The following is a 25,213-nucleotide window of genomic DNA, read 5'->3' on the forward strand; positions in this document are numbered from 1 at the left end:
GACTTGGGAAATGGCATCCCTGGACCGCCGACTGCGTTGGGGAGCATCCGCGCCCCTTGATGTTTCCCCCCTCATTCCGTTTTGCCGTGAAATTCGCGAAACAGAGGGGAGGTTGCGAATATCGATGGCGAGTGGCTACTTGTTCCATGGTCAGGCTTCGCTCTGCATTCGATATTCCATTGAGCATGCTGAACTGAGTGCTCAAACCACGTGTGAATGCTGTGGCCGCCCCGGCGTACTAAGAGACGACTATTGGAGGCATGTGTACTGCGACGACTGCATTACTCCCCCACCACTTTGCAAACAACCGACGTCGGGAACGACAGCGTCGAAGGGAGCCGCCAACAATGGAACATCCCTTAATTATTCTGGACCGGCCCAACTCGACGCTTTTCGTTGACTACGATGGGACGCGTCACGGCGGTCACGCATACATCGCCTACCATTTCGGTCGTGAACCCGGAGAGCTCGTACGCAACTTCTTACTTCTCGACTCCGTGCGCGACATTAGCGACGAATGCGCGCAGCAGTACATTCGGGAGTGGCTGGCCGAGGTTCACGAGGACATGGGCTAATGTCCGCCAGGGCAGTCTGGTTCGGCGAGCGGCCTAGCTGCCGTCCTTTGGCAAGAGGACAAGTAGCGGGCTATCTAAGACTCGCTATCAGGACTCGCCAGAAGAAGCAGAGCCACATGCGCATCCGAGTCCGTGCAATACTTTTGCCATGTCGCTACCCCTACGCCTTGACTCTGTAGCCGCGCTGCCCGCCGAATTTGTTGCGCGCTTAGCCGAACATCGGCAACTGTTCGAGCAGCGCGAGTTCTTGGATGCCGTTCTAGAGAGCCGCTCTGTTCGCGCTATCGCCGACGAACTTGAGGTGTATCTGAAGCAGCAGCGCATCCACGGGTATCACTGCACTAAGGAACCGTCGCCTGGCTTTTTTGAGGCACACGGCCTTCGCCCAACCGACGTAGCAGCCCATCAGGCTGAGTTCCTGGCGACATTCCGTGACCACTTCACCGCAATGGAAATAGCCGACATCATGGCTGCGTGGGAGACCTACTTCGAGCATCATGGTCAACGCAGTGTACGAGACGGCCTCGTTTGGGCATGCCTATCCCGCTCCTTAATCAAGACGAAAGGGACCGAGACGTTTTTCCGATTCTTCGGTGGTGAGGCAATCTTCATGCCTCTCAAACAGCATTTGACAATAGCGCCGAAGCTGGAGGCAATTGGGCGTCCGGTCGTCGTTGAGGTGGCTCTTCCAGGGGATGCCCTCAGGGCCGCATACGCGATGTCACGTGCGGTGCTGAGTCACTATCACGCAACGGTTCATCCAGACGCTCATCTCTACGAATCCGAGGCGTGCCTGCGCCAATTGATACCGTCGTCTGACGTTATCGGTGTGACTCCGCTAGGGGAATTCTTAGTGTAGGCTCAATGAGAGAAAGCTATGCCCATCGACCGTCCAATTCTCGAAGCTGCAATTAAAGCCTCTGGCGGGGCCGACCAACCGGACGACCAAGTTGACGGCCTCTTGGCTAAGCTTCATGCGCTGGAGGTAACCGGACGCTATGGTGCGCTGTTCAACACGCTTGCTCGGGCAAACGATAAGAGCAACTTTCTCGCATTCTTGCTGGAGGCAACCTTCGCCTATCAGTTTGAGACCGCTGGCATGCCTCTGGAATATGAAGTCAGGCAGGATTCAGGGCAAACCAGCTCAATCGATTTTAGGTTGGCTGGGGCGACAGGCGATGCAGTCTTCTTTGAGCTGCGACTACAACAGCAGGATAAGTCTACCGCCGATGATATTGCGAAACAGTTGGCGGCGGGTCAGAACTATGTGGCCATGAAGCACGGCGATGACGAGGCGGAAGAAATCTTCCGCCTGCAGTCCACCATTCTCTCGAAGGTTCAAAAGTCGGACGGTACTCCAGTCAAGTTCCTGAAGGTCGTGCCAGGAGTTGTCAACATCGTCGTTATATGTATTTCGGACATTCTTCTGGGAATGCCAGACGGGTTCGACTGCAAACTCGCGATGTACGGCGACCCCGACGTGCCAGAGCATTGTCGGCGTGGTGTGTTCGGCCTATTCCAAGACACAAATGCTGGCGATTCTGAGGAAATACGAACTCGAGCTGCGAAGTTCCAGCATATCAAGGCCACACTCCACGGGGTACTGTTCTTATTCCGGCCCAATGGCGTCGGAGCGCTGGACTATCAATTGCAACAGGTCATGGTCTGGAACCGGAGTCTTGTGTCGAAGACTCAGGCATCAACGCTGATGGGCCAATTCTCAGCAGCAATTCCTGCAAAGACATAGAGAGAGGCGGTATCCGACCCGCTAGGGTTGGGACGTTGCTAGGTTTGAAAACCGGATGTTATGGCGCTGGCGGAAGCACCGACCGCTTGAGTCTCGGTTTGCTGGCGCGTTGGCGTGGTTTCGCTTCTCGTGTAAGCATCAGTGGATTGATAGTCGGGACAGGAGCTATGGTCTCAAGCCATTGCTCCCGTCCGAGAGTTCGGAGGACCACGATGAGGGTATGCAACGATGAACCGTTGCCGCATTCGAGGTTCCGCAACGCCCGCACGCTGATACCCGCACGCATTGACAGCGTGGCTTGGTCCAGATTGCGGTGTACGCGCAGGGTTTTCAGCCGCTCCCCTAGCTCGGCTTCCATTTCCTCTGGCGTTAGGTTTCTGGGCGCGTGACCTATTGCTCGCATCGCATCCTCCACACCTCGCTGGCTGTAGTCGTAATAACAGGTAGAATTTTGCCTGTTGAACGTGATTTCGTCTATTACCGGCAAAATATTGCCGGTAATAGCACGACCAATATCGTCCTCTACGCTCTGCTCCCTTTACTTCGCCCCCCACTTAGGCTTCGTCTGCCGCTTTCCAAACGCTAGCCTGCCGGTTCCCCCTTCCCGCTGCCACACAGGCGATTCGTCCGCGAATGCTTCAATCATCTCTTCAAGCCCGGGCTTGCTGGCGTAGACGGCCTTGTAGGCAAATCTGCAGACCTCGAGATTGACTCGGAAGACCCAGTCCTCGTCCGCTACCTCACCGTACATAAGCCCGTGTTCCGAGAACCTAGTTTTTTGGTCGCTTGCTCCGACTAGCAGTGTGGTCGGGCTCACGGGGAAGAAGAGCATTATTGGACCGCCAGTTGGGACCGTGTACGGCTGAAGTTCGTCTACCGGAACCGATGGGTCGAACCATATAACTGGGTTGTCGCTTGTTAGGAAGGGCACGTTGGTCCGATTCTGAATTGCAAAGAGACCAATGCTCTCGAACACATTACGGGCCGCGAACACGTCATCGACCATGCCATGAATGGACTTGTGAGGGTCGATGGAAACGACGACTTCGTCAAGTCGGCCCGCTAACTCGGGAGGCGGCGGAAGCAGCTTCCCTTCGGCAAACATGTCGAGCATCGCCTGGTGAACCTGCGCTGCCAACCTCGCTTCTGTTGCATCTCTGCTAGCCGGCACCCGAACTCGCTGAAGAAGCATGAATTCGAAGATGAGCAGTAGCGAGTCGTTGACGTTCTCTCCGCGGCTGAGACGTTCGACGACCGCAGGCCATAGCCCTTCCGTTTGCGAGAACAGGTCTTCAAGCAGATTGTGGTCAACCCCACCATCAGGCGTTGGCTGAGAGTAGTAGTACCGCTCGAAGCCGGTTCCGTCCGGGGCGACATGCAAGACCTTGCTCGGTTCGTCCTTACGGTAGACAAGGACGCGGCCCGCGGCATCAGCAAAGGCTTTCAGGTATGCCTTCGGCACGTAGTGATGCCGCTTCTTGATAGTCATCGAAATGAGTGAGTTTGGAATTGCAAGCGTGGAGGTGGGGTTCCCCCACTCGCTCGGGCATCAGATTGCATGATGTAGTCCGGAGTGAGCGGGGGAACCCCCTCCCTTGAATTAGTTCCGGACATACTTGGAGTCTGCCGACGCAGCGCCGAGCGCCGCGTCGGCAAGTTGGCGATGTACTTCCCGCAGTTGCGCCGTGCTTTCGGCCCCAATACACTGGGTCAGTGCATCGTCGGGCATGGCAGATACCGCCTCCGAATTGAGCGCCTCACGCTCAATCAATGCGAGAAGCTGACCACGGTTGAGCTCTATCGGTAGGTCGAGCAAAGGAAGTCCCCGCGTCGGGAGACCAAACTCTAGACGAGGAATCAGCTCTTCAACCGACGTCAGCAGTTCGGGGTTGTCGAGAAACAGTGCTGTAAGGATGCCACGGGCGGAACGCAGATGATAGCGAGTCGTGTCTGTGATGTTCACGATGTCGCCAAAACTGATGGCCGCCCAGAATTGGTTCGTCGTGTAACGGCGCTCAATTTCGTCAACGGCAACACCGTCTATCCAATCATAGATAACGCACGCTCTTTTACATCGCTTCCAAAACTGATGTTGGTCGGCACCGAACCTCTGCAGAAGTTGCGCGGCACGCAAGCCGAACCGTTGCGTAGTTTGGCTTACTCGAACCGCCTCAGTGGTGCCGCGTTTCAAGGTAGGCGCATTTACCGCGTCCAATTCCTCCAAGACCTGAAGCAGACACAGCACGTAGACTGATGGCGTAGTCGCCCAGTCCACACCCCTCACAAGCTCAACGAGGCGCAGCCCAGACTCGAATGACAGCGATGATGCTCCCACTGCCTGGCCAAGAAGGGTGAGATGAATCACTCCGTTCTCCTCCTCCGCCAGATTGGCTTGGAGCAGTCGGGAGATGAGCGCCGAAATTTGCTCTTCAACCCAGGGTACCCATGCCGGATTCGCTCGCGAGGCAGCATATCCCCCGAACGTATTGACGAGTAGACCTGGAATCTCTGCCGTCGACACTCCACGAACCTGGCTGAGAAGGCGTAGAACCCAGGTCGCCAGCTTTTCATTCCTGAACGAAGAAACCACGTCTTCTGGCTGGCCCTGGACATAGCGCGCAAAGAGTTGGGTTCGCTCCATAGGATTGTCAGCGAGAATGATGGCCTTTCCTGTCTCCTTGAATCCCAAGCGACCGGCTCGACCAGCCATGTTCTTGTATTCGGCGATGGTGAAGGGCCGGCCGTCTTCACCGAGGAACTCCTTTTCGGCAAGGATGACTGTCGATGCCGGTGTGTTGATGCCCGCAGCCAGTGTTGTCGTCGACGCAAGCGCGTGAATCCCACCGTCAGCATTACGGAACCCCCGCTCGACGGCTTCTCTCTCAACTCTCGTCAGGTTTGCGCTATGAAAGGCAGTGCCGCCCTCCAGGCAAAAGCGCAAATCGTGAGATGCAGAGCTCAAGCCGTGCTTTGGCAAGGCTTCAAGTGCTGCTGTCGCCGGGCGAAGGCCGAGCTCCCTCGCGAGGTACTTGGCGCAACCTTGCGCCTTTCCGCGCGAGTTTCTGAAGACAATTAGCTTCTCCCCGACAGGTACAAGCTTTTGGGCCAATGGGACAACCACGTCCTGCGAAGATTGCTCCTTCGTTCGTTGGACAATGGCGTGCCGTGGCAACATCTCTTCGGTCTTGATGGCACCGTCGACGTCCAGGTATTGGAACATGCCGTTGCGGTCGATAACCCCCTCAATCAGCGGTACTGGACGCTCCCTGGAGAGAAGGACGGGAACATCCAGCCATTGATTGAAGCCGTTCAATTCGCCTAGGACAGCCGATAGCAAGACAAGCTGCGGAGATACGCCGCGCTCCTTGGCCCGAACAAGCATGGCGAGTATCAGCTCGACCGTGATACCGCGCCGTGGGTCGGCAATGAACTGCCCCTCATCGACCACCACAACGCCTAAACGGCTCAACAGGTGGGGCGAACCAAGCGCGACACTGAGGAACATCTCGTAGGTGAAGAAGGCAAGGTCGTATCTACCCGTTAGGATAGAGCCGACCGAGTCGGACGCATCCCCCGAACAACGGACCACGCGCAGGCCGGCCTCCCCATACCTGGCGGTGAATTCCTCGAATTTTTCATTGACGATGGCGCGGTACGGCAGTAGGAATACCGCCTTCTGGCCCGCGATGACCGACTGAATGGCTGCGAGCTCCCCCACCATGGTCTTTCCCGAGCTAGTCGGGGCGACGACCATGAGTGAACGGGCAGCCAGGACGCCGTACTCATTGACGGCTCGCATCTGAAGCGCGTTTAGCCCATCCGGAAAGCGTGCGGCCCACTGCTCAACAATTGCCTCTGGGAAACCATGCGCGAGGAGGTCCGAAAACGGCCCATTGATGTGAATGACGTTCGTCGAGGGGAAGCTGGCATTGAAGTTAGCCCCGCGCTTAAGCCTTGGGAAGACCAACCCACCCTCTACGTGCCCTAAGAACACGGGTGTTTGCGTATAGCCAAGTCTCTCGCCGGCGACTCGGGTGAGTTGGATAATCTCATCCGCGATTGCGGGAAAACTCACTGTCTCCGCCATTCCATCTGCCATGGCTTGAATCAATGCAGCCGTCAGCAGGCCGTGGCCAGTTCCAGGCTGCTCCCAAGCCGATTGGGTTGCCGTGCATGCTGCGAGAAGCACTCGCCCATCGCCGGCAACATTCTCTAGCGAGAAGGCGCTACGCGGCGTTGCATTGACCTCGAGCACTCGCGCTGGGGCATGTCCGCTAAAACACGAATCCAGGACAAATAGAACTGCTCTAGCCTTGGTCAACCTGAATGCGTCGGCAAGGGTTGCCATCGGCAAAGTCGTGCCGGAAAGGTCTGTGCTGTCGGTGTCGTAGAACGCGAGGCAGCCATCGGGCGTGCCGTGCCCCGCAAAACTGAGGATAACGACGTCTTCGTCCGACGCTGTATCTAACGCCTGCAGGATTTCTCGAGACGCCACGTCTCTTGTTGCGGCTTCATCGACGAGAAGCGTGGAGCCGAGGCCGGGGAACGTGTCGGAGAACAGCGACCAGAGTGCTAAGGCGTCGCGCTTTGCCCCGGGTAGCTCGTTGACCGTTGGGTCGAGCTGCTTGTTGACTCCAACAAATACGGCTTTGTAAGCCATTGCATTCCCCTCTTAAGCGGGATTTACACGATTGCTCGCGCGAATCGGCGCACTTCGTTTTGATAAGGATATGTCAAACTAGCACCCCGGCCATCGGACACTCCGGGTGGTGTATTATAATTTGCGATGCGAAGGATAGTCGCAGCAAAAAAATATAATTGGGGAGGGTTTTTTGAGACATGAATGCCGACGTCAGAACTGCAGATGGTGCAGTCGTGCCGTTGCACGCTGCCAGCAACGGTGACTACAAGGAAAAGTGGGCCCACGTCCGACAGCACATAGAAATCCGACGTACGAACGACTATTGTGTCGGCATCGACGAAAAGCTGAGGATTGACTGGGGTACCACCGAGGAGTACGACCAGCGTGAGTCTGCAAAAGAGGAATCGCTGCGAAAGCGGTGCTCGTCAATTCTCGCGGACATCGCTGTTGAGGAAGCGTGCCCTCGCGACGACCTAGATAAAGACGTAGTCATTCGCTATAAAACGCTGCTTGGCGAAGCTTACGTTCTCTGCTTTGAGGGCGAGTTCGACGGGGCGCAAAGAACGCTTGAAAGCGCAAAGAAATACATGGCTTCGCGCAGCGAAGAGCGTTCCCGTCAATGGTATGTCGAGGCCAGCGCCGTGGCCACTCTCCCGTTCCTCATAATCTTTGCTGCATTTTGGTGCCTCCGCAATTCGGCTAGTGCTTTCTTCGGCGTCGATGCATTCTGGCTGCTGCTTTCTGGCTGCGGCGGCGCAATCGGCGCACTTTTCTCAGTTATCGCACGAAGCGGCAAGCTAGAGTTTGACGTTGGCGCGGGGAAACGGCTCCATTACCTTGAGGGCACCTCGCGAATTGTCGCCGGGGCAATATCCGGGCTGGTCGCCGCCATGGCTGTTCGGTCAGACTTGGTGTTTAGCGCTTTCGCCCGGGACCACTTGTCGTTGGTAACTATTCTCGCAGCAATCGCAGCTGGCACAGGTGAACGCCTAGCTACGTCGATTATCTCGAAGTTCGACGAGAAAACTGAATCAACAAAATCCGAAGGATAAACAGAACGTTGAGGATAGTATGGTGAATAGAAGAGCGTTGATTGTTGGATGCCCCGATAAAGATATTCCGGGCGTGTTGGTCGATATGGAAAACTATCGTCGTTTTTTCCAGAGCTCGTCCGGTGGCGCGTGGTATTCGAACGAAATTGAGGTGCTCAAATCACCATCGAGTTCGTCGCTCCAATCTGCTGTGCGCAGACTTCGGAGTGCTGATTATTCGGTGGTGGTATTTGCCGGCCATGGTGGATATTCAAACGCGAAGCAAACCACCCTTCTGCAACTGTCCCCCGGCGTTAGCATTGAGGAGCACGAACTGAAGGACGGCGCACCTCGCCACACGGTCATTATCGACGCGTGTCGAGTTCATCTTGATAAGCCCGTGACGGAGGAATTTCGCGCGAAGGCCATGACGTTTGATAGAGCCGACAACACAGCACGCAGCCGGATTCTGTTCGACAACCATATCCGGGCGTGTGCACCGGGACTCGCGGTCATGCATAGCTGCTCAATCGGCGAAGGTGCCGAAGAGACCACCGATTCGGGTGGCCTGTACTCGTCGATTCTGATTCGCGTTGGAGAGAATCGACGAGCCGGGGCGGGACAGATTTCGACCATCAGTGAAGTGCATGCGGACGCGACTCCCCTGGTGCGTCGAGAGACCCGGGACAAGCAGAATCCGAGAGCAATGTTCCCTCGCACGCTTCCGCGATTCCCCTTCGCCGTCGATGCATAAACACCCCAGGTGACCGAACACGCTGGCGCCCAAAGCCTCGGCCACTTCAAATCTGTAAACAGAATGGCGTCCAAACCAAGAGTTGTGGACATTGTTGTACGCAGGGCATGTGTGAGGACCGCTCCGCTACTCGCGCGCGCGCCGATGTTTACACTTTTTGGTCCGCTTAATCGTTCTAATTTAGTGTAAGTAAAAACTGTAAAGATCAACCCCGCTCAAAGGCGGGGTTTTTCTTTTTAATCAGTACCTTATGGGCAGTGGTGCGTTGGAGAGATCCAAGCGTGGTTTTGCGGAGGAGCATGAGATTTCCGTCAGGAAGCGAAAGTGTCAACTTCGGCGTCCAAGGAGCGAAAATCTCGGGAATGATCATCAACGTCCAACGGGGTGGACATGGCGTGCGAGGAACGTGAGCCAGTGCTAACCACCGCTGAGAGTCGCATAACGGACCCTCTGCGGTCGTTCAGGCGTAGCTGCGCTGTGGCCGCTCCGCAGCGGCTGCTGCCGGTATCATTAGAGCCATCACAACAAGGGAGATAGCACAGCAATGGCACGATGCACAGCACCAGTTCGAGGGCACCACTCGGCAGCCGCGCAAGCAGCCTGCCCCGCATGTAGTTCCCGCTATGGCGGGTACCGCAGTAGCTATGGCAGCGGGTACGACAGTGGCTACAGCCCGTCCTACTCTTCTGGTGGCGGGAGCAGCTACAGCAGCGGTGGCAGGTCCAGCGGAGGCGGCAGTTCAAGGCCGCGCTGGTCGCGTGCCGGTTCGTCCGTTCTGTACACGCCCGCTCAGGTGGCGTCCCTCACACCGATTCGCGAGGCTGTTGAAAAAGAAGCGGCGGCGAAACCGGACCTTCGGGATTGCTTCCTCTGCCACGCTTGGGATGACAGGCGGGGCGCAGCCAAGGAGCTGCACGATTTGCTCGAGGCGGTTGGTGTCAAGGTTTGGTTCAGCGAGAAGGACCTTGGCCTTGGCGTGCCGATGATGCGAGCCATCGATAAAGGCTTAGCGGCCTCGAAAATTGGGCTTGTCCTGGTGACCCCTGCATTGTTGGCACGCCTTCCGAAAGAGGGCGTCGCCGACAAAGAGCTTTCGACTCTTCTGCAGAGTAACCGTCTCGTGCCCATCGTGCACGGCACTACGTACACTGCGCTCCGCGATGTCAGCCCCATGCTTGCTTCGCGAAGCGGACTTGACACGTCGGAAGACACGATGGCGGTGGTCGCAACCAAAATTGCCGAGCTGGTCGCCATCTGGAGCTGACAGGTACGGCTTTCTTCGGCTGCTTCACCTTTGACTGCCGCTAGTCTCCAGGTCTCCCTCCAAAGACCGCTGTCAGCCTGAAGCGAAATCCACCTAGTGTGCGGGGGGAAAGCCGGCGAGAGCCGGCTTTTTGCTTCTGGGGCTGCGATCACCGCTTCGTGACACGGAAAAGTCGTAAACATTCCATCAAGCTGATCTGGTGCGATACGTGGAGGAGTGTGGAAATGCCGACAAGCATCCGGGCGAGCGCAAAGATTAGCGAGCGTAAGAAGGCGGGTATCATCGCCGAGCTTGAGCGCTGGCAGGGAAGGGAGTTGGGCACGCGGCTGACATGGGAGCGTGTCGAAGCGTTCTCCGGTTACACCCGCCAGGCACTGAGCCGTCATCCGGAGATCGTGCACGCATACCAGGAGGCCAAGCGTGCGCTGGCCGACAGCGGCCGGAAATCCAGATCGCGCGCGCGTCGCGACGAGCTTGCCTATCTCGATCAAACGGTGGAGAGCCTGCGCGCCAAGATCCGCTGGTACGAAAACCTTGAAGCGCAATGGCTACAGCGCTGGCAACGCATTGCCAATCAATGTCTGCAGCGCGGACTCAGCATCGATGATCTGGATCGACCGCTGGATCCCTTGAACCGGAAAGCCTAGGCAGAATTAGTGGTCTCGGGCGTATCAGAGCTCGGTGTCGCGGCTTTGAGGAAGGTGCAGCCGTCCAACGTCGTCTGGGCAACGGCATCGACGTACTTCTCCGCTCGGGCGGCTCGCTTCCGAACGCGCTGCGCCCATTCGTTGGTAGCCTTGCGATAAAAGCGCTCGGATTCCTCCCTCCAGCTGCCGTGCCGATTCGACATGACCTGGGCGAGGTAGACGCGGTCAATGGCGAGATCCTCGAAGCGGCGGTGGTGGTGCACCTGGTTCCGCTCTCGAAGCTCCTGATCAAAATCCCTCTCGAATTGCTTAAGGAACTGTCCGATATCGATTCCATGACGTGGTTCGACCTTCGTCATCGCATTGAGGTATCTCTTGATCCGTTCCTTGAGTTCGTAGAACCGATTGAAGTACATCTCGCACATGTACGTGAGATGTTCGTGCTTGCTCACTGGCAGGCCATGAAAGGGAAACCGGCGGAAATAGTACTCACAGTCCCTAAGGGCTTGAAGGGCTTGCCCGATGCCCAGGTACTGGACAACTAGGTCGCGCTGTTGCTCGATCTCTGGAGCGAAAACGAATTCCTCTGGATGGGTGTCGTCCTCTGGCAGCGGGAAGTCGTCGTCATAGAGGGTTCGCACGAAGCGCCCCTTGCGCCAGTCGGACCACCCGGGGTAGGTCTCCAACTGCTTCATCCAGTTGCCGATGGCGCGTTCAACTAGTTCGCGAGGGGACGACGGGGCGATTCCTTTAGGCATGGCAGACACGGGCAACTCCGTTCGCGCGGGGAACGGGAGCATTCTGCCATTGGAAAATGTGATTTATAGGGATTCTGAGAAAGCTGGTCCAAAAAGCCAAGCATTCGCAGAACCTGCCTAGGAGGAGCAGGGCTAGAATGGGCCAACACTCGCGCAACATTGCGCATCGACTAAGTTCGCTGTCCAGTACGGCAATGCCGGCTCGCCGAACTTTACGTTCGTTCGGCTCGACGCCCCGCAATCCATTCGCCAAGGCCATCTTGCGCGAAATGTTTACGTAGTTCCGCTACAGAACCGTTCTGACCTCCCGTAACGGAAAGCCATAAACATCGAACCCGCCGAGTGCGGGGTTTTTGGCATTTGAGCGGCAAGTTTTTTCTTGCATGTTCGTGTGTTTCTCTCCACCTTGAAGCGTTGTCATGTTTCCGTGGGGCAGTGGCATGCGCACTCTGACTCGCTCGCTGGTGGGAGAAGGCTCCCTCGGGATTCGATTCACCAGATTCGCTGGCGGTGAAAGGGTTCCGGTGCTAGTCGATCACCGCGGCCTCCGCGCCTATCTGCCCACGTTATCTGTTGCCGCCCAGATTCGGAACGCCGGCAAGGCACCGAACACCATGCTCGCCGCGCTCCATGCATGGCGGTGGCCTTACCGCCGGGCGGCGGCGCAATCCATCGATCTCCAGGCATTGGAAGGTCGCGTTGACCTTCCGTGCGCGGGCGCGGCGCTGGCGCACAACCGTCTTGCGTTTGCCACCTACGCCGACACCCGCTCGGTATCCGGCATGACGAAGCGATGTTCGATCAGGTCGGGTTGCGGATGGTAGTAGCGCAGGGCCATGGCGAACCTCCCCTTGGGTGCCGGGAGCCAGTTGGCGAGGCCTTCCGCGGGCGGTGCGCATTGGATGGCGAGATCCAGAGACCCGTCCGCGTTTCGCGTCAGCCCGGGCGTACGATCGCCGATGGCGTAGCGCTGGATCGGATTCGCCGTGAAGAAGCGCCGCCCGTCCGGCGCGAACTCGTACATCGACAGCGACCAGAAGGCGTTCACGGGCATCCGTGCAGGCACGTGCAGCCGGTAGCAGTGCGCGCCGTCGAGCGGCTGGCCGTCTCCATCGGTCAATGCACTGGCGTAGATGGCTTCCGGGCGCTCCAGCGCGCCGAGTCCGACCAGCGAGATATAGGCGCGGTACAAATAGTCGGTGCCGAAGTTGCCGATGTGGTCCATGCCGCTGAGCCAGGATCCGCGCGGTCCGTTCCGGCGGAGGCTGCCCTTGGGCGGGTGCTCCAGTTCGTGGCGCAGCGCGGGCCACAGGCGTGTCCAGGCCTCACGGATCTCCGGCGACAGCGTGTCCCACGCGGCCAGGTCGCCGGCGCGGACGCCCAGGTCGGCAAAGCCCGCCACCATCTCCTGTTCATGCGCGGGCACGCCGTTGCGCGCCAGCGCTTCGTTGACCAGCGCCAGGTAGGCGGCGGGGCGGGTCTCGTCGGGCGTGGTCTGGAGGCGTGCGGGCGGCACGGCGCTTGTGCCGAGCCGCATCTGTTCCTGCAGCGCATGGACTTGCGGCAGGTCCGACGGGCCGTCGACGAGCACGCGCGCCAGCAGCCAGACGTCGTTGCACGGGGCGCGCGCCAGGACGGCGCCGTTGGGCAGCCCGGCCGGCGCGCTGGCGTGGTGCGCCGGCCCGGCGATGACGAACACGTGCGCGCCGGGGCCATTCGTGCGCAGGCCCAGGCAGGCGAAATTGTTGGTGAAGGCATCCATCAGCGCCACGCTGTAGTAGCGGCTGCCCATGTCGGGAACCGTCAGCGTGGCGGGGCCGGCGGACAGGTCGAGCCATGCCAACGAATACAGCGTGTCGTTGTTCGGCATCGTCACCTGGCGCGCGCGGTCGTCCAGCAGATCGCGGTTGTGATGCAGCTGGTTGGCTGGCCTGCCGTGCGTGGTCTCGTGCTGCGTGAAGCGCCAGCGCGTGCGTGCCAGGTCGTGCAGCGCAAAGGTGTAGATAAAGGCTGCGCGGATGCGCTGGTCCAGTGCGGCGCGGTCTGTGGTCATGTCGGTTCCTCGATGGTGTCGTTAGTCCACGGTGATGTGGTTGGCGCGAATCACGTTGCCCCAGACCGCCACGTCGTCGCGCACGGTCTGCGCAAACTGCTCCGGCGTCTTGATTGGCGGATCGGTCATGTTCATTTGCAGGAAGCGCTCCCGTATGTCGGCGCTGGCCAATGCCTGGTTCACTTCCGCGTTGAGCCGATGGACGATGGCGGCGGGGGTACCGGCCGGCGCGAACAGGCCGTACCAGCTATCGGTGTCGAACGGGTAGCCCTGCTCGGTCATGGTCGGCACGTCTGGCGTGGCCGCGCCGCGCCGCGTGCCGCTGATGGCCAGCACGCGCAGCTTGCCGGCCCGGATCAGCGGCAGCGACGACGACGCATCGACCCATCCCACCTTCACGATGCCACCCTGCATGTCGTTCAGGATCTGCGGCACGGACTTGTAGGGCACATGCCGCATGCGGATGCCGCTCTGCATCCGCAGTGCCTCCATCGTCAGATGGCCGCCGGAGCCGATGCCCCACGACGCGTAGTCGTAGGTGTCGGGCCGCGCCCGCACGTGGGCGACGAACTCCTTCAGATTGCGCGCCGGAAACGCCGGCACCACCACCAGGAAGTTGCCGCCCGCGCCAATCTGGGCCACCGGCGTCAGGTCACGCAGCCCGTCGTACGGCATCTTTGGCTGCAAGGTCTGGTTGATGACCACCGTGGCCGCGTAGGTGAACAGCAGCGTCTGGCCGTCCGGCGCCGCCTTGGCGACGATGTTATTGCCGATGATGCCGGTGGCGCCGGGCTTGTTGTCGATCACGAACGGCTGGCCCAGCCGCCTGCCGATGACTTCGGCCAGCGGCCGGGCGAACAGGTCGGGGCCGCTGCCGGCCGACGCCGGCACGACCAGCCGGATCGGCCGCGACGGCCACGTGGCAGCGGCGCGGGCCGGGTGCAAGACCGCGCCCAGTCCAAGCCAGGCAAGCCACCGCAGGGCATCGCGGCGGCTGCGCCCGGGCGCCGCGCCGGTCATGAGGGGATGCGTCATCGCTGGCTCCTCAGTGGATGCCGAAGTTGTCGTCCGAACCGCTTTCCAGCACCGTCGCGGCCGCCACATAGAGGCTGCGGGACACATAGCTGCGCACCTGTCTTGATCGGGCGCGCAGCCATTGGGCCTTGCGTTGGCGGGCTTCCGTCACGGGCGGCGCGTCGCCGGGCGCCTGCGCCAGCAGGTCGATCACATGCAGCGCAAGCTGGATATCTCCGCGTTCGGCCAGCGCGCACGCATGCCGCACCACGGCGCCGTGGTCGGCGATTGCCGCCGCGATCTCGCTGGCCACGTCCTCGGGCGCGGCAGGATGCAGCGTCGTGGCATTGCGGTCCCACCAGCCGTTCTCGGACCGGTAGATATCGCGTGCGATGTAGGTCGGATCGCCGTAGGTCGGCTGCATGCACGGCTGCTCGAACAGTTCGGCCGGTGGTTGCAGCGCGGCCAGCATCTGGCGCTCGTTGCAGCCGGCGTTCATCAGCCGCACCACTTCCCCGCGCATCCAGCGCAGCGCGGCCGCCGTATGCAGCAGCACCTGCCGGCAGGTCTCCTCGCCGTGCAGGGTGGTCCCGAATTCCCGGGCCACCGTCTCGGGCCGCAGCCCGGCCAGGCGTTCCAGCGTTTCGGCCCAGCGCACCGTATCGCGCATCGTGCGGAACGGAGTGCCGATGTTCGGGATGGAGTCGATGACGGCCGGGCCGCCATACAGCAGCCGACTGCCCGGCAGCCACACGGCTACGGCATCGTCCGTCTCCGAGGGGGCCCACAGGATTTCGGCGCGACGATCGCCCTGGCCCACCGTGATGCCGTCGTGGAACGTCTCCGTGGGCACGCTTTGGCGCAGCCTGCCCGCCAGGGCGCCGCTGGCGTGCCGGAACTGGATCTCCGCCATGCGCTCCTGCATGCGCTGGGTCTCGCGGTAGCGGCTCTGGCGCGCCAGTACGTTGACGTGCGCCAGCACGCGTGGCGCCGGTTCGCCGCGCTGGGCGGCATGGTCGATCCACTGCTTCACACCGGCGTTGTAGCCCAGGTGTCCGTGGCTGTAGCAGAGCGCCAGCACAGGGAGGCTGGTCCGGGTGCGCAGCACTTCGATCATCCCGGCCGTCACGCCGCCGCCAGGGCCGCTGTCGACCACCAGCAGCCCGCCACCCACGTCGGCGACGAAACTCTGGCCCTGGCCGTGCAGCAGCCAGATGCCGTCTCCAATGGCGTCGATGCCGTGGCCGGTGATCAGCGCGGCGGGGCGGTCCTCGATTGTGTGCATGTGTTTCCCCTCCCAGTTGGCGAAGGGATATTCACGCGCAGACGCGGGACTATATGCAGTGGGGAAAGTCCCGGTGCGGCCGGGCGCGCCGGCTGCGCGGGCAGCGCTGGCGCGGCCTGGCGGGCGTTGCGGAACTTCAGGTGTGAACCGGCGGTTATCGCCTGTGGCCGGCCGGGAATTCCCGCCGGCGCGGCGCTGGGCTAGCCGACCGCTTCCGGGGGGTGCGGCACCTGGCGGCGCAGCGGGCTGTCGGGCATCTTGCTCAGGTAGTGCACTTCACGGCGCAGCAGCTTCGCGAACTGTTCGGCCACGGGCGTCATCGGCGAATCGGCGCGATAGACCAGGCTGACGGCATGGCTGGGCAGCGGGTCTTCGATCGGCAGCACCACCAGGCTGGCGTTGGTCAGGCGGCCCGGCACGAGCTGGCGCGGCAGCAGGCACAGCAGCGAGCGGTCTTCGAGCAGCGTCTGGATCATGCCGATGGTGTCGCACCGTACCGCCACGCGGGGCAGCGGCAGGTCGCGGGCACGGAAGGCGTCCATGATCGCCGCGCCGGGCCCGTGCATCCGCTGCCCGGTCAGCACCCATTCCGAACCCACCAGCTCGCGCAGAGATCGGGCGTTGCGCAACGGATGCTCGCGGTGCGCCACCACCACGGAATCGTTGTTGTACAGGGGCTCGCAGACGAACTCGCGCTCGATGCCCTCGTCGGGAATCGGGCTCACGGCCATGTCCATCGCGCCCGCGCGCAGGTTCGACAGATGGGCCGGATAGACGCCGCTGTCGATGCAGACCTGCACGTCGGGATGCTGGGACCGGAAACGCTTGAGCACCGCCGGCAGCAGCAGATGCGCCGGGCCGCCCGTGACGCCAATGCGGACCACGCCGTTGCGCGTGCCAAGCATCTGGGCCATCTCGTCGGTGGCCTTCCGGGCTTCGCTGGCGATGAGCTGGGCCCGGCGCAGGAACGCCTCGCCATAGCGTGAGAGCACGATGCCGCGCGTGGTGCGCGTCAGCAGCGGCACATGCAGCTCCTCCTCGAGCAGCCGGATGCTCTTGGTGATGGCCGGTGCCGACACGCCGCGCGCCTTGGCGCCGGCACGGATGCTGCCGCACTCGGCCACGGCGATGAAGTCCTGTACCTGGCTTAGTCGCATGGGTTCGTCTCCTGTCGCGGGCGTTCATGGCGGCGCCCTGTCCGCCAGCATAGCGCCAGCCGCGCGGCCACGGGATTACCCGTGGTGCTAACCGCCGGTTCACGCCGCAGCGATCTGGGAAGCTGCCGCATCCGATGCACGTGCCGCATGATCCGTTTCCATCGATGCCGTCATGGCATGCATTCGGAAGACAGGATGAAGACCCAGAACGACCTGCCGCTTGCAGGCATTCGCGTGGCCGAATTCGGCCAGTTCATCGCCGCACCGGGGGCGGCGATGCTGCTGGCCGACCTTGGCGCCGACGTCATCAAGGTGGAACCGCTGCGCGGCGACGGCGCCCGGCGCTTCGACGGCACCAGCCCGCAGAGCCCGATGTTCCTGGCCTACAACCGCGGCAAGCGCGCCATCGCGCTGGACCTGCGTCGTCCGGCGGGGCTGCAGGCCGCCCGCAAGCTGGCGTTGTCGTGCGACGTGGTGCTGCACAACGCGCGGCCCGGCTCGATGGAGTCGCTGGGCCTGGATGCCGTCTCGCTGCGGGACGTCCGGCCCGATCTGGTCCATGCCAGTGTCACCGCCTTCGGCACGCGCGGGCCGTCGCGCCTGCGGCCGGGCCTGGATATCGCCGCGCAGGCCGAAAGCGGCATGATGTCCGTGACGGGCGAGGCCGGCGGCCAGCCGCTGAAGGCCGGCTTCGCGCTGATCGATGCCGCCACGGCGCTGGCGACATCCAGCGGCATCGTGGCGGCGCTGTTCCGGCGCTTGCGCACAGGCCACGGCGATACCATCGAGACGTCGCTGCTGAACGTCGGCGTGCATCTGCAGGCCCAGCTCTGGGCCGAGTACCAGTGCTCGGGCGCGCTGCCGGTACGCAGCGGCAACAGCCAGCCCAAGGCGGCGCCTGCCGCCGACGTGATTGGCGTGGCGGACGGCCATATCGTGCTGTCGGCCTATCTCGACGAACACTGGGCGCGGCTGTGCACGGCCATCGGGCAACCCGGGCTGGCCAGCGATGCCCGCTTTGCCAGCAACCCGCTGCGCGTGCAGAACCGGCCGGCCTTGCTGGCGATCCTGCATGACGCGCTGCGCGGGTACTCGGGCGAGGACGCGTGCGCGCTGCTCGAACGGCATCGGGTGGTGGTGGGCGTGGTGCGCGACTATCGCCAGGTCGAGGTCAGCGCCGACGTGCACGCCAACGCAATGTTGATGGCTGTTGCCGACGGCGCTGGCGGTCACCTGTCGCTGCCGGGCCTGCCGTTCCGCATGGAGGCGGCCCCGCCTGCATCCAGCCCGGTGGTGCCCCGGATCGGCCAGCACACGGTGGAGGTGCTCCGCGAGCTTGGCTATGGCGACGATGCCATCGACACGATGGCCCGCGACGGCGCGATCGGTGTGGCGTTGCCGCGTCGCGAAGGCGCGGCAGCATGACCACCGCGCCGACTGTCCCGGCATCTCGCCACGAAGGCTGGGCGGAGCTCACGCTGAACCGCCCCGAGACGCGCAACACCATCGATATGGCCACCGCCCAGGCCCTGGCCACACCAGGCGCGCGCGGCGCCTGTTCGCGACACGCCGGCAACGTACTGGCATGAACGGCCAATGCGCCGTGATGGAGACAGCAATATGCGTAGTCAGAGATCTGGCGTCCGCGTGGCCTTGCCGGTCATCGTGGCGGCGCTGGCCACGGGGTCCGGCATCGCCCCGGCCCATGCCGAGACCGCACCGTATCCCAACCGTCCGATCCGGATGCTGGTGCCGTCCGGCGCGGGCAGCGTGACCGACCAGACCGCCCGGCTGGTGGCGGAACGGCTCTCGGCGGCGTTCAAGCAGCCGGTGGTGGTGGATAACCGCCCCGGTGCCAACGGCATCATCGCCAGCGAGATGGTGGCGCGTGCCGAGCCCGATGGCTACACGCTGCTGTTCACGTACTCGGCCACGATGACCGTGAACCCGTGGACCACGGCCAGCCTGCCCTATGACCCCGTCAAGGATTTCACGCCGATTGCCCGGCCGGTTGCCCCGGGCGGCAACCTGCTGGCGGTGACGTCCACCGTGCCGGCGCGCAGCCTCAAGGAGCTCATCGCCCATGTCGAGGCAAGCCCCACCGAACTGGCCTATTGCTCGTGGGGCGTAGGGTCGGGCGGCCATCTGGCGATGGAGTACCTCAAGGCCAAAACCGGCATCCGCATGCGCCACGTGCCGTACAAGACTGCCGTCCAGTGCACCAGCGACCTGGCGGCCGGACACGTGACCATCGCCTTCACCGATTCGCTGTCTGCCATTCCGCATCTGAAGTCGGGCCGCATTCGCGGCATCGCCGTATCCGGCCCCGAACGCATGCTCTCCGCGCCCGAGGTGTCGACCATGGGCGAGCAGGGCGTGCCGTTCGAGCAGGCAAGCTGGCTTGCGCTGTTCGGACCCAGGGGCCTGCCCGCGCCCATCGTTTCGCGCCTGAACGCCGAAGTGAACCGCATCCTGCAATCGCGCGAGGGACAGCTGCGCTTTGCGTCGATGTACCTGAAGCCTGGCAAGCCTTCAACGCCTGACGAACTCGGGCAACTGCTGCGCGCCGATCTGGCTGCGTGGGGCGACATCGTCAAGCTTGCCGGCGTGACACCGCAGTAGGCGGCACCCTCAGCGTTGGCAGGGCCCGCATCACCTGAAATAGCCACCAAGGAGACAAACGATGCAGCAGCGTAGAACGGGAGACGGCAGCGTGAGAGAGAGCAGAGCAAGCAGACGGCCATCGGGCATCGTGATCGGCACGAACCTGGGCCTCGGCCTGGCCCTGGCCTGCGGCGGCGCGGCGGCCATGACGGCGCAGTTGTATGGCGTGGTCGACGCGTCGATCGAATATGCAAAGGGGTCGCAAAGCGTGGTACGGATGCGCGAAGGCCAGCAGGCGGCGTCGCGCTGGGGGCTGCGTGGCATCGAGGACCTGGGCGGAGGCACCAAGGCCAACTTCCTGGTCGAGTCCGGTTTCAACATCGATACCGGCACCGAGCTCTTCGGCAATGGCCGCCTGTTTGGCCGCCAGTCGTGGTTGGGGCTTTCCAACGAATCATGGGGCGAGATCCGGTTGGGCCGGCAGTACACGCCGTCGTTCTATGTCTTGCTGCGGCTCGATCCCTTCCTGCTGAACGGCATGGTGTCGCCATTCAACCTGCTGGGCGCCACGGCGTCGCAAGGTATCGGGCAGGTCGCGTATGGCGCGCGCTTCGACAATGCCGTGCAGTACTTCTCGCCGACCTGGGGCGGCTTCTCGCTCGGTGCCGCCGTGGCCCCGGGCGAGGTGCCGGGCAATCCGCGTTCGGGCACCAACTTCGGCATGAACGCGATGTACGAAGCTGGTAACGCCTACGCGTTTTACGGCTACCAGGGCATGTACACGGGCACCAGCACGCCGCAGGTTCCCACTGCGCTGACGTCGAACCACTTCCTGGGTGGCGCGTACCGCTTCAAGCCGGTGAAGGTGGGCCTGTTGCTGGCACAGGCCGGCAGCAAGCTGACGACGACCCGGGTGGCGCGCCACTACGGCATCACGTTCAGCTGGAACGTCACGCAGAAGGGCACATTCAAGGCGGTGGCGCTCAAGCGGCAGATACTGGGCGGCGGCGAGCGGCCCTGGAGCATGACGCTCGGCTGGGACCACGATCTCAGCAAGCGCACCACCGCCTATCTGCGCGCGGTCTATGTCCACAACAGCCCCGGCGGCAGCGTGACGATCAACAGTATTGCCATCGACCGCGGCAGCGGTGACGACGCGCGCTCGCTCAGCGTGGGCCTGCGTCACAGGTTCTGACAGGACGCTTCGGCACAGGCCAGCGGCCTGCCGGACTTCCGCCCGGCAGGTTCCGTCGTCCGCCTCAGGCGCCGCTCACGGAGCGCGCATCCTCGGCGGCCTTCGCCGCGCTCAGGACGTGGTCGAAGCACAGCTGGCGGGTGGTCTCGGCATCCCGCTTCTCGATCGCCGACACGACCGCGTCGAGCTCCTTGATGGATTCGGCGAGCCGTCCGGTGCGCCCGAGAGACAGGCGGCGCAGAAGGGTGATGCGGTTGTTGAGCTGGGTGAGCATTTGCCCGGCAATCTCATTGCCGCAGCCTTCCATCAGGATGGCGTAGAAGGTGTTCTTGCCCAGCAGCAGGGCATCGGTGTCGGCGGATGCCTGCGGCGTGGCCAGGTATTGCAGCGCGGCTCTCAGCCGCGAAATCTGCGGGTCCGTCGCGTTGCGCGCGAAGCCTTCCCCGATGCACGCTTCCAGGTAGGCGCGCACGGCGTAGATCTGGCGCGCTTCCTCCGCGGAAATGGTTGCCACCACCGGGCCCTTGTGGGGAATGAGATGAATCAATCCCTCCGCCTGGAGCTGCTGCAGCGCCTCGCGCAGGAGCGGCCGGCTCACGCCCAGGTTCTCGCATAGTTCCCGTTCCACGAGTCGCGCGCCCGGCAGGAAGCGGCCGGAAAGGATAGCCTGACGCAACCTGTCCGTCACTTGCTGACGCAGGGTGGTCATGTCGCGCTTGATGTACAGGTCTGTTTCCATAGATTGCCATGCTGGTTGCGGGAAATTATCCCAGATTTCTCGCCAAACAGATTGTCAGACAATCTTATTGACTTATGAAAGGCCGCGCTCTACGATGGGAGCCGTTAACCAAAGGAGACACGCATGAACCAAGACCTGTTCGAGAAAGGCCTCAAGACCCGTCGTGAAGTGCTGGGCAGCGAGTACGTGGACGCTTCGCTGAAGAACGCCGACGATTTCAATCGCGACATGCAGGAGTTGGTCACGCAGTACTGCTGGGGCGACGTGTGGAACCGCCCCGGCCTCGAGCGCCGCACCCGCAGCTTCCTGAACCTCGCGATGATTGCCGCGCTCAACCGGCCGCACGAACTGAAGCTGCACGTGCGCGGCGCCATCAACAACGGGCTGACCAAGGACGAAATCAAGGAGGTCTTCCTGCAGGTGGCGATCTACTGCGGCGTGCCGGCGGCGATCGACTCGTTCCGGATTGCCCGCGAAGTGTTCAAGGAAATGGGCATCTAAGGAGCCGGCCATGAAGCAAATCGGATTCGTCGGCCTGGGGATGATGGGTTTCCCCATGGCCGGCCGGCTGGCGGCCGCGGGCGTGAACGTCCTGGCGTATGACGTGGTGGCCGAGACGCGGCAGCGTTTCGCCGCCGAGAACAAGGCGGCGCGCGTCGCCGCGGACCTGCGGGCGTTCGGCGACTGCGATGTCGTGGTGACGATGCTGCCGAACTCCGACATCGTCGACGAGGCGGTCCTCGCGCTGACGAAGGTGCTCGGGCAAGGCGCGCTCGTCATCGACATGAGCTCCGCGGACCCGGTGCGCACGCGGGCGTTGTCGGCAGCGGTCAAGGCCGAGGGCCTGGCCATGATCGACGCCCCGGTTTCCGGCGGGGTAAGCCGCGCAAGGTCGGGCACCCTGGCGATCATGGCCGGGGGCGATGCCGCCGACGTCGACCGCGCGCGGCCATTGCTCGGCCACCTGGGTTCCACGCTCACCCGTGTCGGCGACATCGGCGCGGGCCATGCGATGAAGGCGCTGAACAACTACGTGTCGGCCGCCGGCCTGATTGCGACCGCGGAAGCCCTGATTGCCGGACAGCGTTTTGGCATCGACCCCAACATCATGGTCGACGTTCTGAACAGCTCCACCGGAAAGAACAACACGACGGAAAACAAGGCAAAGCAGTTCATGCTTTCCGGCGCGTTCAACTCCGGGTTCTCGCTGGCACTGATGGCCAAGGACGTTGCCATCGCGGCCGTGCTGGCCGAGGCCGTGCAGGCCGACATGCGGCTGGGCGCGCATGTCAACGCGCTGTGCACGCAAGCTTCCAATGCGCTTGGGAAAGCCGCGGACCACACGGAGATGTATCGCTTCGTCGAGCACCCGTAGCCTGCGGACCAGCCGCCAGGGCTTCCGACGGACAGCGCAAAGCCCGGGCGTTTCCCGAATTCCTCGATGTACGGATTTGCCGCGCCGCAAGGCGCGGTGGACCGCGCTCGTCCCCGTGACGGCCGCGGGCCCGAAAAAACAAGGCGAATCGACAGAAGTCGCCGTTCAGACTGGAGACATCATGAAACGCATCCTTGCAGCAGCCACGGGTATTGTCATGGCGCTGACGTCAGCCATCGCGGCTGCTCAGTCGTATCCCAACAAGCCGGTTCAGGTCATCATTCCGTATGCGCCCGGCGGGTCCACCGACGTGATCGGGCGGGCCTTGGGCGAAGCGATGTCGCGCAACCTCAAGCAGCCGGTGGTCATCGAGAACTCGGGCGGCGCTGGCGGGACCATCGGAACCGGGCGCGTCGTCAACGCGCAGGCGAACGGCTACACGCTTCTGTTCCACAACATGGGCATCGCCACCGCGCCGGCGCTGTACAAGAAACTGAACTTCGACTCGACCAAGGACCTGGATCCGGTCGGCCAGGCGGCCGACGTGCCGATGATCCTGGTGGGCGCGAAGGGGTTCGCGCCGTCGAACCTGAAGGAAGTCATCGCCACCATCAAGCAACGGCAGGGAGAAGTGCGCTTCGGCCATGCCGGCATCGGCTCGACCTCGCATCTTTGCGCGATGCTGCTGGCCAAGACGATCGGCACCGAAGTCACGATGGTGCCGTACCGCGGCACCGGCCCGGCGCTGCAGGACCTGCTCGCGGGGCAAGTCGACCTGTTGTGCGACCAGCCGGTGGCGACGGGGCCGTACATCAAGAGCGGTTTGCTGAAACCCTACGCGCTGGCCGCCGGTTCGCGCCTTTCGAGCCTGCCGGATGTGCCCACGTTCGCCGAAGCGGGCCTGGCGAATTTCGAGCTCGAGGTCTGGCATGGCCTCTACGCGCCGAAGGGCACGCCGCCGGCCGTCATCGAGCGCCTGAACCAATCGTTGCGCTTCGCGCTTGCCGACCCGTCCGTATTGCAGAGATTTGCCCAGATGGGCGTTGCGGTGCCGACGGCCGCGCGGCTGGACGCGCCGACGCTGGGGAAACGCACGAAGGCGGAAGTCGCGCGCTGGACGCCGATCATCAAGGCCGCGGGCATCTACGCGGAATAACGATCGGGCTGGTCTGTCCGCAGGCAGGCAGCGAGCCTGCCCTGTCGGCAACGCCGTCTCAGTCCGCTTCCGAAGCCGCCTTCAGCGAACCGATCTTCAGCGAGCCGTCCTCGCGTGGCGCCGCGGACGGCAGGCTGGCCCCGGCGGCACCGGCCTGGCGCTCGGCGAGGGCTTCCAGCAGCGTGGCCGACGGCGTGAAGAACAGCCCGCCGGTGACGGCCTTGCTGAAGTCGAGCAGCCGGTCGTAGTTGCCGGGCGGCCGCCCCACGAACATGTTCTCGAGCATCTGCTCGATCGGCCGGGGCGAGCGCGCATAGCCGATGAAGTAGGTGCCGAACTCGCCTTTGCCGGGCTGGCCGAACGGCATGTTGTCGCGCAGGATCTTCACCTCTTCGCCGTTTTCCTCGAGCGTGGTGAGCGAGCTGTGCGACGACGACGGCTTGACCGCGTCGTCGAGCTCGATGTCCGAGAGTTTCGTGCGGCCGATGATCCGTTCCTGCGTCTCCACGGGCAGCTTGTTCCAGCCGGCCATGTCGTGCAGGTACTTCTGCACCAGCACGTAGCTGCCGCCGGCGAACGCGGCGTCCTCGCCGCCGATGATGGTGAAGTCGACGGCTTCGGTGCCGGTCGGGTTCTCGGTGCCGTCGACGAAGCCCACCATGCTGCGCATGTCGAAGTAGCGAAAGCCGTGCACTTCGTCCACCACCGAGACGGCCTCGCCGAGCCGGCTCATCAACTGGGTCGCGAGCTCGAAGCACAGGTCCATCTGCTCGGCGCGGATGTGCAGGAGCAGGTCGCCCGGCGTCGCCACCGCGCGCCGTTCGCCGGCGCCGAATTCGCGAAAGGCGTGCAGGCCCGCGGGACGCGGGTCGCCGAACAGCCGGTCCCAGGCATCGGAGCCGAATCCGCACACGCACGAGAGGTTGCCGGCGGGCACGCGCTTGCCCACGGAGCGCACCAGCGCGGCGATGTCGGCGCACAGCGCGCGCACCGTTTCGGCGTGTTCGTCGCCGGGGGAAATGACGGCGACGATGAAGATCGCGCTGCGCGTGATCGGACTGCAGACGGCTTGCTGCTCGGGAATGTGGTTGGGCATGTCGGGGAGTGTTTTTTGCATCGGGTTCCAACAATAGCGGAACGATGCGCGCGGATCAATTTTGCGATGGCGCCGGCGCGGCCCGGGGCCGCCGGCCGTGGCCGGTGGTCCCGCGTGCCGC

23 protein-coding genes are annotated in these 25,213 nt (G+C 62.8%); 14 read left to right on the forward strand and 9 right to left on the reverse strand.

From position 1 onward, the window contains the following. Window positions 1-347 precede the first annotated feature (347 nt). The 3 genes from ACWTPI_RS02345 to ACWTPI_RS02355 all read left to right on the forward strand — a co-directional run bounded on the left by ACWTPI_RS02345 (window position 348) and on the right by ACWTPI_RS02355 (window position 2,322). Window positions 348-575: a hypothetical protein gene (locus ACWTPI_RS02345; protein ID WP_454730871.1), complete on the forward strand. Its 228-nt coding sequence runs from the start codon at window positions 348-350 to the stop codon at window positions 573-575. 148 nt (window positions 576-723) lie between these two features. Continuing rightward, window positions 724-1,434 (forward strand): hypothetical protein, encoded by a 711-nt coding sequence (locus ACWTPI_RS02350; RefSeq protein WP_454730872.1) that lies wholly within the window; start codon window positions 724-726, stop codon window positions 1,432-1,434. Window positions 1,435-1,452: 18 nt separating this feature from the next. After that, window positions 1,453-2,322: a hypothetical protein gene (locus ACWTPI_RS02355; protein WP_454730873.1), complete on the forward strand. Its 870-nt coding sequence runs from the start codon at window positions 1,453-1,455 to the stop codon at window positions 2,320-2,322. Between the two features lie 538 nt (window positions 2,323-2,860). On the opposite strand, the gene ACWTPI_RS02360 is transcribed toward ACWTPI_RS02355, so the two are convergent. Beyond that, entirely contained in the window at window positions 2,861-3,811 is a 951-nt protein-coding gene (locus ACWTPI_RS02360) for a DUF4238 domain-containing protein (RefSeq protein ID WP_454730874.1), read from the reverse strand. Window positions 3,812-3,922: 111 nt separating this feature from the next. Continuing rightward, a complete protein-coding gene (locus tag ACWTPI_RS02365) occupies window positions 3,923-6,982 on the reverse strand; it encodes a DEAD/DEAH box helicase (protein WP_454730875.1) in 3,060 nt (1,019 codons plus the stop codon). 179 nt (window positions 6,983-7,161) lie between these two features. Between ACWTPI_RS02365 and ACWTPI_RS02370 the strand changes: the two genes are divergently transcribed. The 4 genes from ACWTPI_RS02370 to ACWTPI_RS02385 all read left to right on the forward strand — a co-directional run bounded on the left by ACWTPI_RS02370 (window position 7,162) and on the right by ACWTPI_RS02385 (window position 10,660). After that, complete coding sequence (locus ACWTPI_RS02370) at window positions 7,162-8,016, forward strand: hypothetical protein (protein WP_454730876.1); 855 nt, start codon at window positions 7,162-7,164, stop codon at window positions 8,014-8,016. Between the two features lie 19 nt (window positions 8,017-8,035). Continuing rightward, window positions 8,036-8,749 (forward strand): caspase family protein, encoded by a 714-nt coding sequence (locus ACWTPI_RS02375; RefSeq protein WP_454730877.1) that lies wholly within the window; start codon window positions 8,036-8,038, stop codon window positions 8,747-8,749. Window positions 8,750-9,542: 793 nt separating this feature from the next. Then, entirely contained in the window at window positions 9,543-10,013 is a 471-nt protein-coding gene (locus ACWTPI_RS02380) for a toll/interleukin-1 receptor domain-containing protein (protein ID WP_454730878.1), read from the forward strand. A gap of 224 nt (window positions 10,014-10,237) precedes the next feature. Further along, entirely contained in the window at window positions 10,238-10,660 is a 423-nt protein-coding gene (locus ACWTPI_RS02385; protein ID WP_454730879.1) for a hypothetical protein, read from the forward strand. Here the strand turns inward: ACWTPI_RS02385 and ACWTPI_RS02390 are convergent. The 5 genes from ACWTPI_RS02390 to ACWTPI_RS02410 all read right to left on the reverse strand — a co-directional run bounded on the left by ACWTPI_RS02390 (window position 10,657) and on the right by ACWTPI_RS02410 (window position 16,927). Continuing rightward, window positions 10,657-11,418, reverse strand: a complete 762-nt coding sequence (locus ACWTPI_RS02390; protein ID WP_454730880.1) for a hypothetical protein — start codon at window positions 11,416-11,418, stop codon at window positions 10,657-10,659. The genes ACWTPI_RS02385 and ACWTPI_RS02390 overlap by 4 nt on opposite strands. Before the next feature lie 754 nt (window positions 11,419-12,172). Continuing rightward, complete coding sequence (locus ACWTPI_RS02395; RefSeq protein ID WP_454730881.1) at window positions 12,173-13,471, reverse strand: DUF1254 domain-containing protein; 1,299 nt, start codon at window positions 13,469-13,471, stop codon at window positions 12,173-12,175. Window positions 13,472-13,492: 21 nt separating this feature from the next. Next, a complete protein-coding gene (locus tag ACWTPI_RS02400; RefSeq protein ID WP_454730882.1) occupies window positions 13,493-14,506 on the reverse strand; it encodes a Bug family tripartite tricarboxylate transporter substrate binding protein in 1,014 nt (337 codons plus the stop codon). Between the two features lie 10 nt (window positions 14,507-14,516). Then, window positions 14,517-15,770, reverse strand: coding sequence for an alkyl sulfatase dimerization domain-containing protein (locus ACWTPI_RS02405; protein WP_454730883.1), 1,254 nt, complete (start codon window positions 15,768-15,770; stop codon window positions 14,517-14,519). 200 nt (window positions 15,771-15,970) lie between these two features. Then, a complete protein-coding gene (locus ACWTPI_RS02410; protein ID WP_020204825.1) occupies window positions 15,971-16,927 on the reverse strand; it encodes a LysR family transcriptional regulator in 957 nt (318 codons plus the stop codon). Between the two features lie 195 nt (window positions 16,928-17,122). Between ACWTPI_RS02410 and ACWTPI_RS02415 the strand changes: the two genes are divergently transcribed. The 4 genes from ACWTPI_RS02415 (at window position 17,123) to ACWTPI_RS02430 (ending at window position 20,726) form a co-directional block, all read left to right on the forward strand. Beyond that, window positions 17,123-18,352: a CaiB/BaiF CoA transferase family protein gene (locus ACWTPI_RS02415; protein WP_020204824.1), complete on the forward strand. Its 1,230-nt coding sequence runs from the start codon at window positions 17,123-17,125 to the stop codon at window positions 18,350-18,352. Then, window positions 18,349-18,516 (forward strand): hypothetical protein, encoded by a 168-nt coding sequence (locus ACWTPI_RS02420; RefSeq protein ID WP_454730884.1) that lies wholly within the window; start codon window positions 18,349-18,351, stop codon window positions 18,514-18,516. The genes ACWTPI_RS02415 and ACWTPI_RS02420 overlap by 4 nt, the downstream gene beginning before the upstream one ends. A 31-nt stretch (window positions 18,517-18,547) precedes the next feature. Beyond that, complete coding sequence (locus ACWTPI_RS02425) at window positions 18,548-19,549, forward strand: Bug family tripartite tricarboxylate transporter substrate binding protein (protein ID WP_454730885.1); 1,002 nt, start codon at window positions 18,548-18,550, stop codon at window positions 19,547-19,549. Window positions 19,550-19,694: 145 nt separating this feature from the next. Beyond that, window positions 19,695-20,726: a porin gene (locus tag ACWTPI_RS02430; protein ID WP_454732435.1), complete on the forward strand. Its 1,032-nt coding sequence runs from the start codon at window positions 19,695-19,697 to the stop codon at window positions 20,724-20,726. A 64-nt stretch (window positions 20,727-20,790) separates the two neighbouring features. Here ACWTPI_RS02430 and ACWTPI_RS02435 read toward each other — a convergent pair whose 3' ends face one another. Continuing rightward, the gene (locus ACWTPI_RS02435) at window positions 20,791-21,465 is read right to left on the reverse strand and encodes a GntR family transcriptional regulator (RefSeq protein ID WP_020204821.1); all 675 of its coding nucleotides are present in this window, start codon (window positions 21,463-21,465) and stop codon (window positions 20,791-20,793) included. 123 nt (window positions 21,466-21,588) lie between these two features. Between ACWTPI_RS02435 and pcaC the strand changes: the two genes are divergently transcribed. From pcaC to ACWTPI_RS02450, 3 genes are all read left to right on the forward strand, one after another. Beyond that, window positions 21,589-21,966, forward strand: coding sequence for a 4-carboxymuconolactone decarboxylase (gene pcaC, locus ACWTPI_RS02440; RefSeq protein WP_020204820.1), 378 nt, complete (start codon window positions 21,589-21,591; stop codon window positions 21,964-21,966). Window positions 21,967-21,976: 10 nt separating this feature from the next. Next, window positions 21,977-22,840 (forward strand): NAD(P)-dependent oxidoreductase, encoded by an 864-nt coding sequence (locus tag ACWTPI_RS02445; protein WP_454730886.1) that lies wholly within the window; start codon window positions 21,977-21,979, stop codon window positions 22,838-22,840. A gap of 181 nt (window positions 22,841-23,021) precedes the next feature. Then, complete coding sequence (locus tag ACWTPI_RS02450; protein WP_029043992.1) at window positions 23,022-23,996, forward strand: tripartite tricarboxylate transporter substrate-binding protein; 975 nt, start codon at window positions 23,022-23,024, stop codon at window positions 23,994-23,996. A gap of 58 nt (window positions 23,997-24,054) precedes the next feature. Here ACWTPI_RS02450 and ACWTPI_RS02455 read toward each other — a convergent pair whose 3' ends face one another. After that, the gene (locus ACWTPI_RS02455) at window positions 24,055-25,092 is read right to left on the reverse strand and encodes a Dyp-type peroxidase (protein WP_454732436.1); all 1,038 of its coding nucleotides are present in this window, start codon (window positions 25,090-25,092) and stop codon (window positions 24,055-24,057) included. Window positions 25,093-25,213 lie beyond the last annotated feature (121 nt).

It is taken from the genome of Cupriavidus ulmosensis (assembly GCF_977008105.1).

Bases quoted from the DNA above. Each gene is read 5' to 3' on its own strand.
- ACWTPI_RS02345 (WP_454730871.1), top strand. From the start codon at position 348: ATGGAACATCCCTTAATTATTCTGGACCGGCCCAACTCGACGCTTTTC.
- ACWTPI_RS02350 (WP_454730872.1), top strand. From the start codon at position 724: ATGTCGCTACCCCTACGCCTTGACTCTGTAGCCGCGCTGCCCGCCGAA.
- ACWTPI_RS02355 (WP_454730873.1), top strand. From the start codon at position 1,453: ATGCCCATCGACCGTCCAATTCTCGAAGCTGCAATTAAAGCCTCTGGC.
- ACWTPI_RS02360 (WP_454730874.1), bottom strand. From the start codon at position 3,811: ATGACTATCAAGAAGCGGCATCACTACGTGCCGAAGGCATACCTGAAA.
- ACWTPI_RS02365 (WP_454730875.1), bottom strand. From the start codon at position 6,982: ATGGCTTACAAAGCCGTATTTGTTGGAGTCAACAAGCAGCTCGACCCA.
- ACWTPI_RS02370 (WP_454730876.1), top strand. From the start codon at position 7,162: ATGAATGCCGACGTCAGAACTGCAGATGGTGCAGTCGTGCCGTTGCAC.
- ACWTPI_RS02375 (WP_454730877.1), top strand. From the start codon at position 8,036: ATGGTGAATAGAAGAGCGTTGATTGTTGGATGCCCCGATAAAGATATT.
- ACWTPI_RS02385 (WP_454730879.1), top strand. From the start codon at position 10,238: ATGCCGACAAGCATCCGGGCGAGCGCAAAGATTAGCGAGCGTAAGAAG.
- ACWTPI_RS02390 (WP_454730880.1), bottom strand. From the start codon at position 11,418: ATGCCTAAAGGAATCGCCCCGTCGTCCCCTCGCGAACTAGTTGAACGC.
- ACWTPI_RS02395 (WP_454730881.1), bottom strand. From the start codon at position 13,471: ATGACCACAGACCGCGCCGCACTGGACCAGCGCATCCGCGCAGCCTTT.
- ACWTPI_RS02400 (WP_454730882.1), bottom strand. From the start codon at position 14,506: ATGACGCATCCCCTCATGACCGGCGCGGCGCCCGGGCGCAGCCGCCGC.
- ACWTPI_RS02405 (WP_454730883.1), bottom strand. From the start codon at position 15,770: ATGCACACAATCGAGGACCGCCCCGCCGCGCTGATCACCGGCCACGGC.
- ACWTPI_RS02410 (WP_020204825.1), bottom strand. From the start codon at position 16,927: ATGCGACTAAGCCAGGTACAGGACTTCATCGCCGTGGCCGAGTGCGGC.
- ACWTPI_RS02415 (WP_020204824.1), top strand. From the start codon at position 17,123: ATGAAGACCCAGAACGACCTGCCGCTTGCAGGCATTCGCGTGGCCGAA.
- ACWTPI_RS02420 (WP_454730884.1), top strand. From the start codon at position 18,349: ATGACCACCGCGCCGACTGTCCCGGCATCTCGCCACGAAGGCTGGGCG.
- ACWTPI_RS02425 (WP_454730885.1), top strand. From the start codon at position 18,548: ATGCGTAGTCAGAGATCTGGCGTCCGCGTGGCCTTGCCGGTCATCGTG.
- ACWTPI_RS02435 (WP_020204821.1), bottom strand. From the start codon at position 21,465: ATGGAAACAGACCTGTACATCAAGCGCGACATGACCACCCTGCGTCAG.
- pcaC (WP_020204820.1), top strand. From the start codon at position 21,589: ATGAACCAAGACCTGTTCGAGAAAGGCCTCAAGACCCGTCGTGAAGTG.
- ACWTPI_RS02445 (WP_454730886.1), top strand. From the start codon at position 21,977: ATGAAGCAAATCGGATTCGTCGGCCTGGGGATGATGGGTTTCCCCATG.
- ACWTPI_RS02450 (WP_029043992.1), top strand. From the start codon at position 23,022: ATGAAACGCATCCTTGCAGCAGCCACGGGTATTGTCATGGCGCTGACG.
- ACWTPI_RS02455 (WP_454732436.1), bottom strand. From the start codon at position 25,092: ATGCCCAACCACATTCCCGAGCAGCAAGCCGTCTGCAGTCCGATCACG.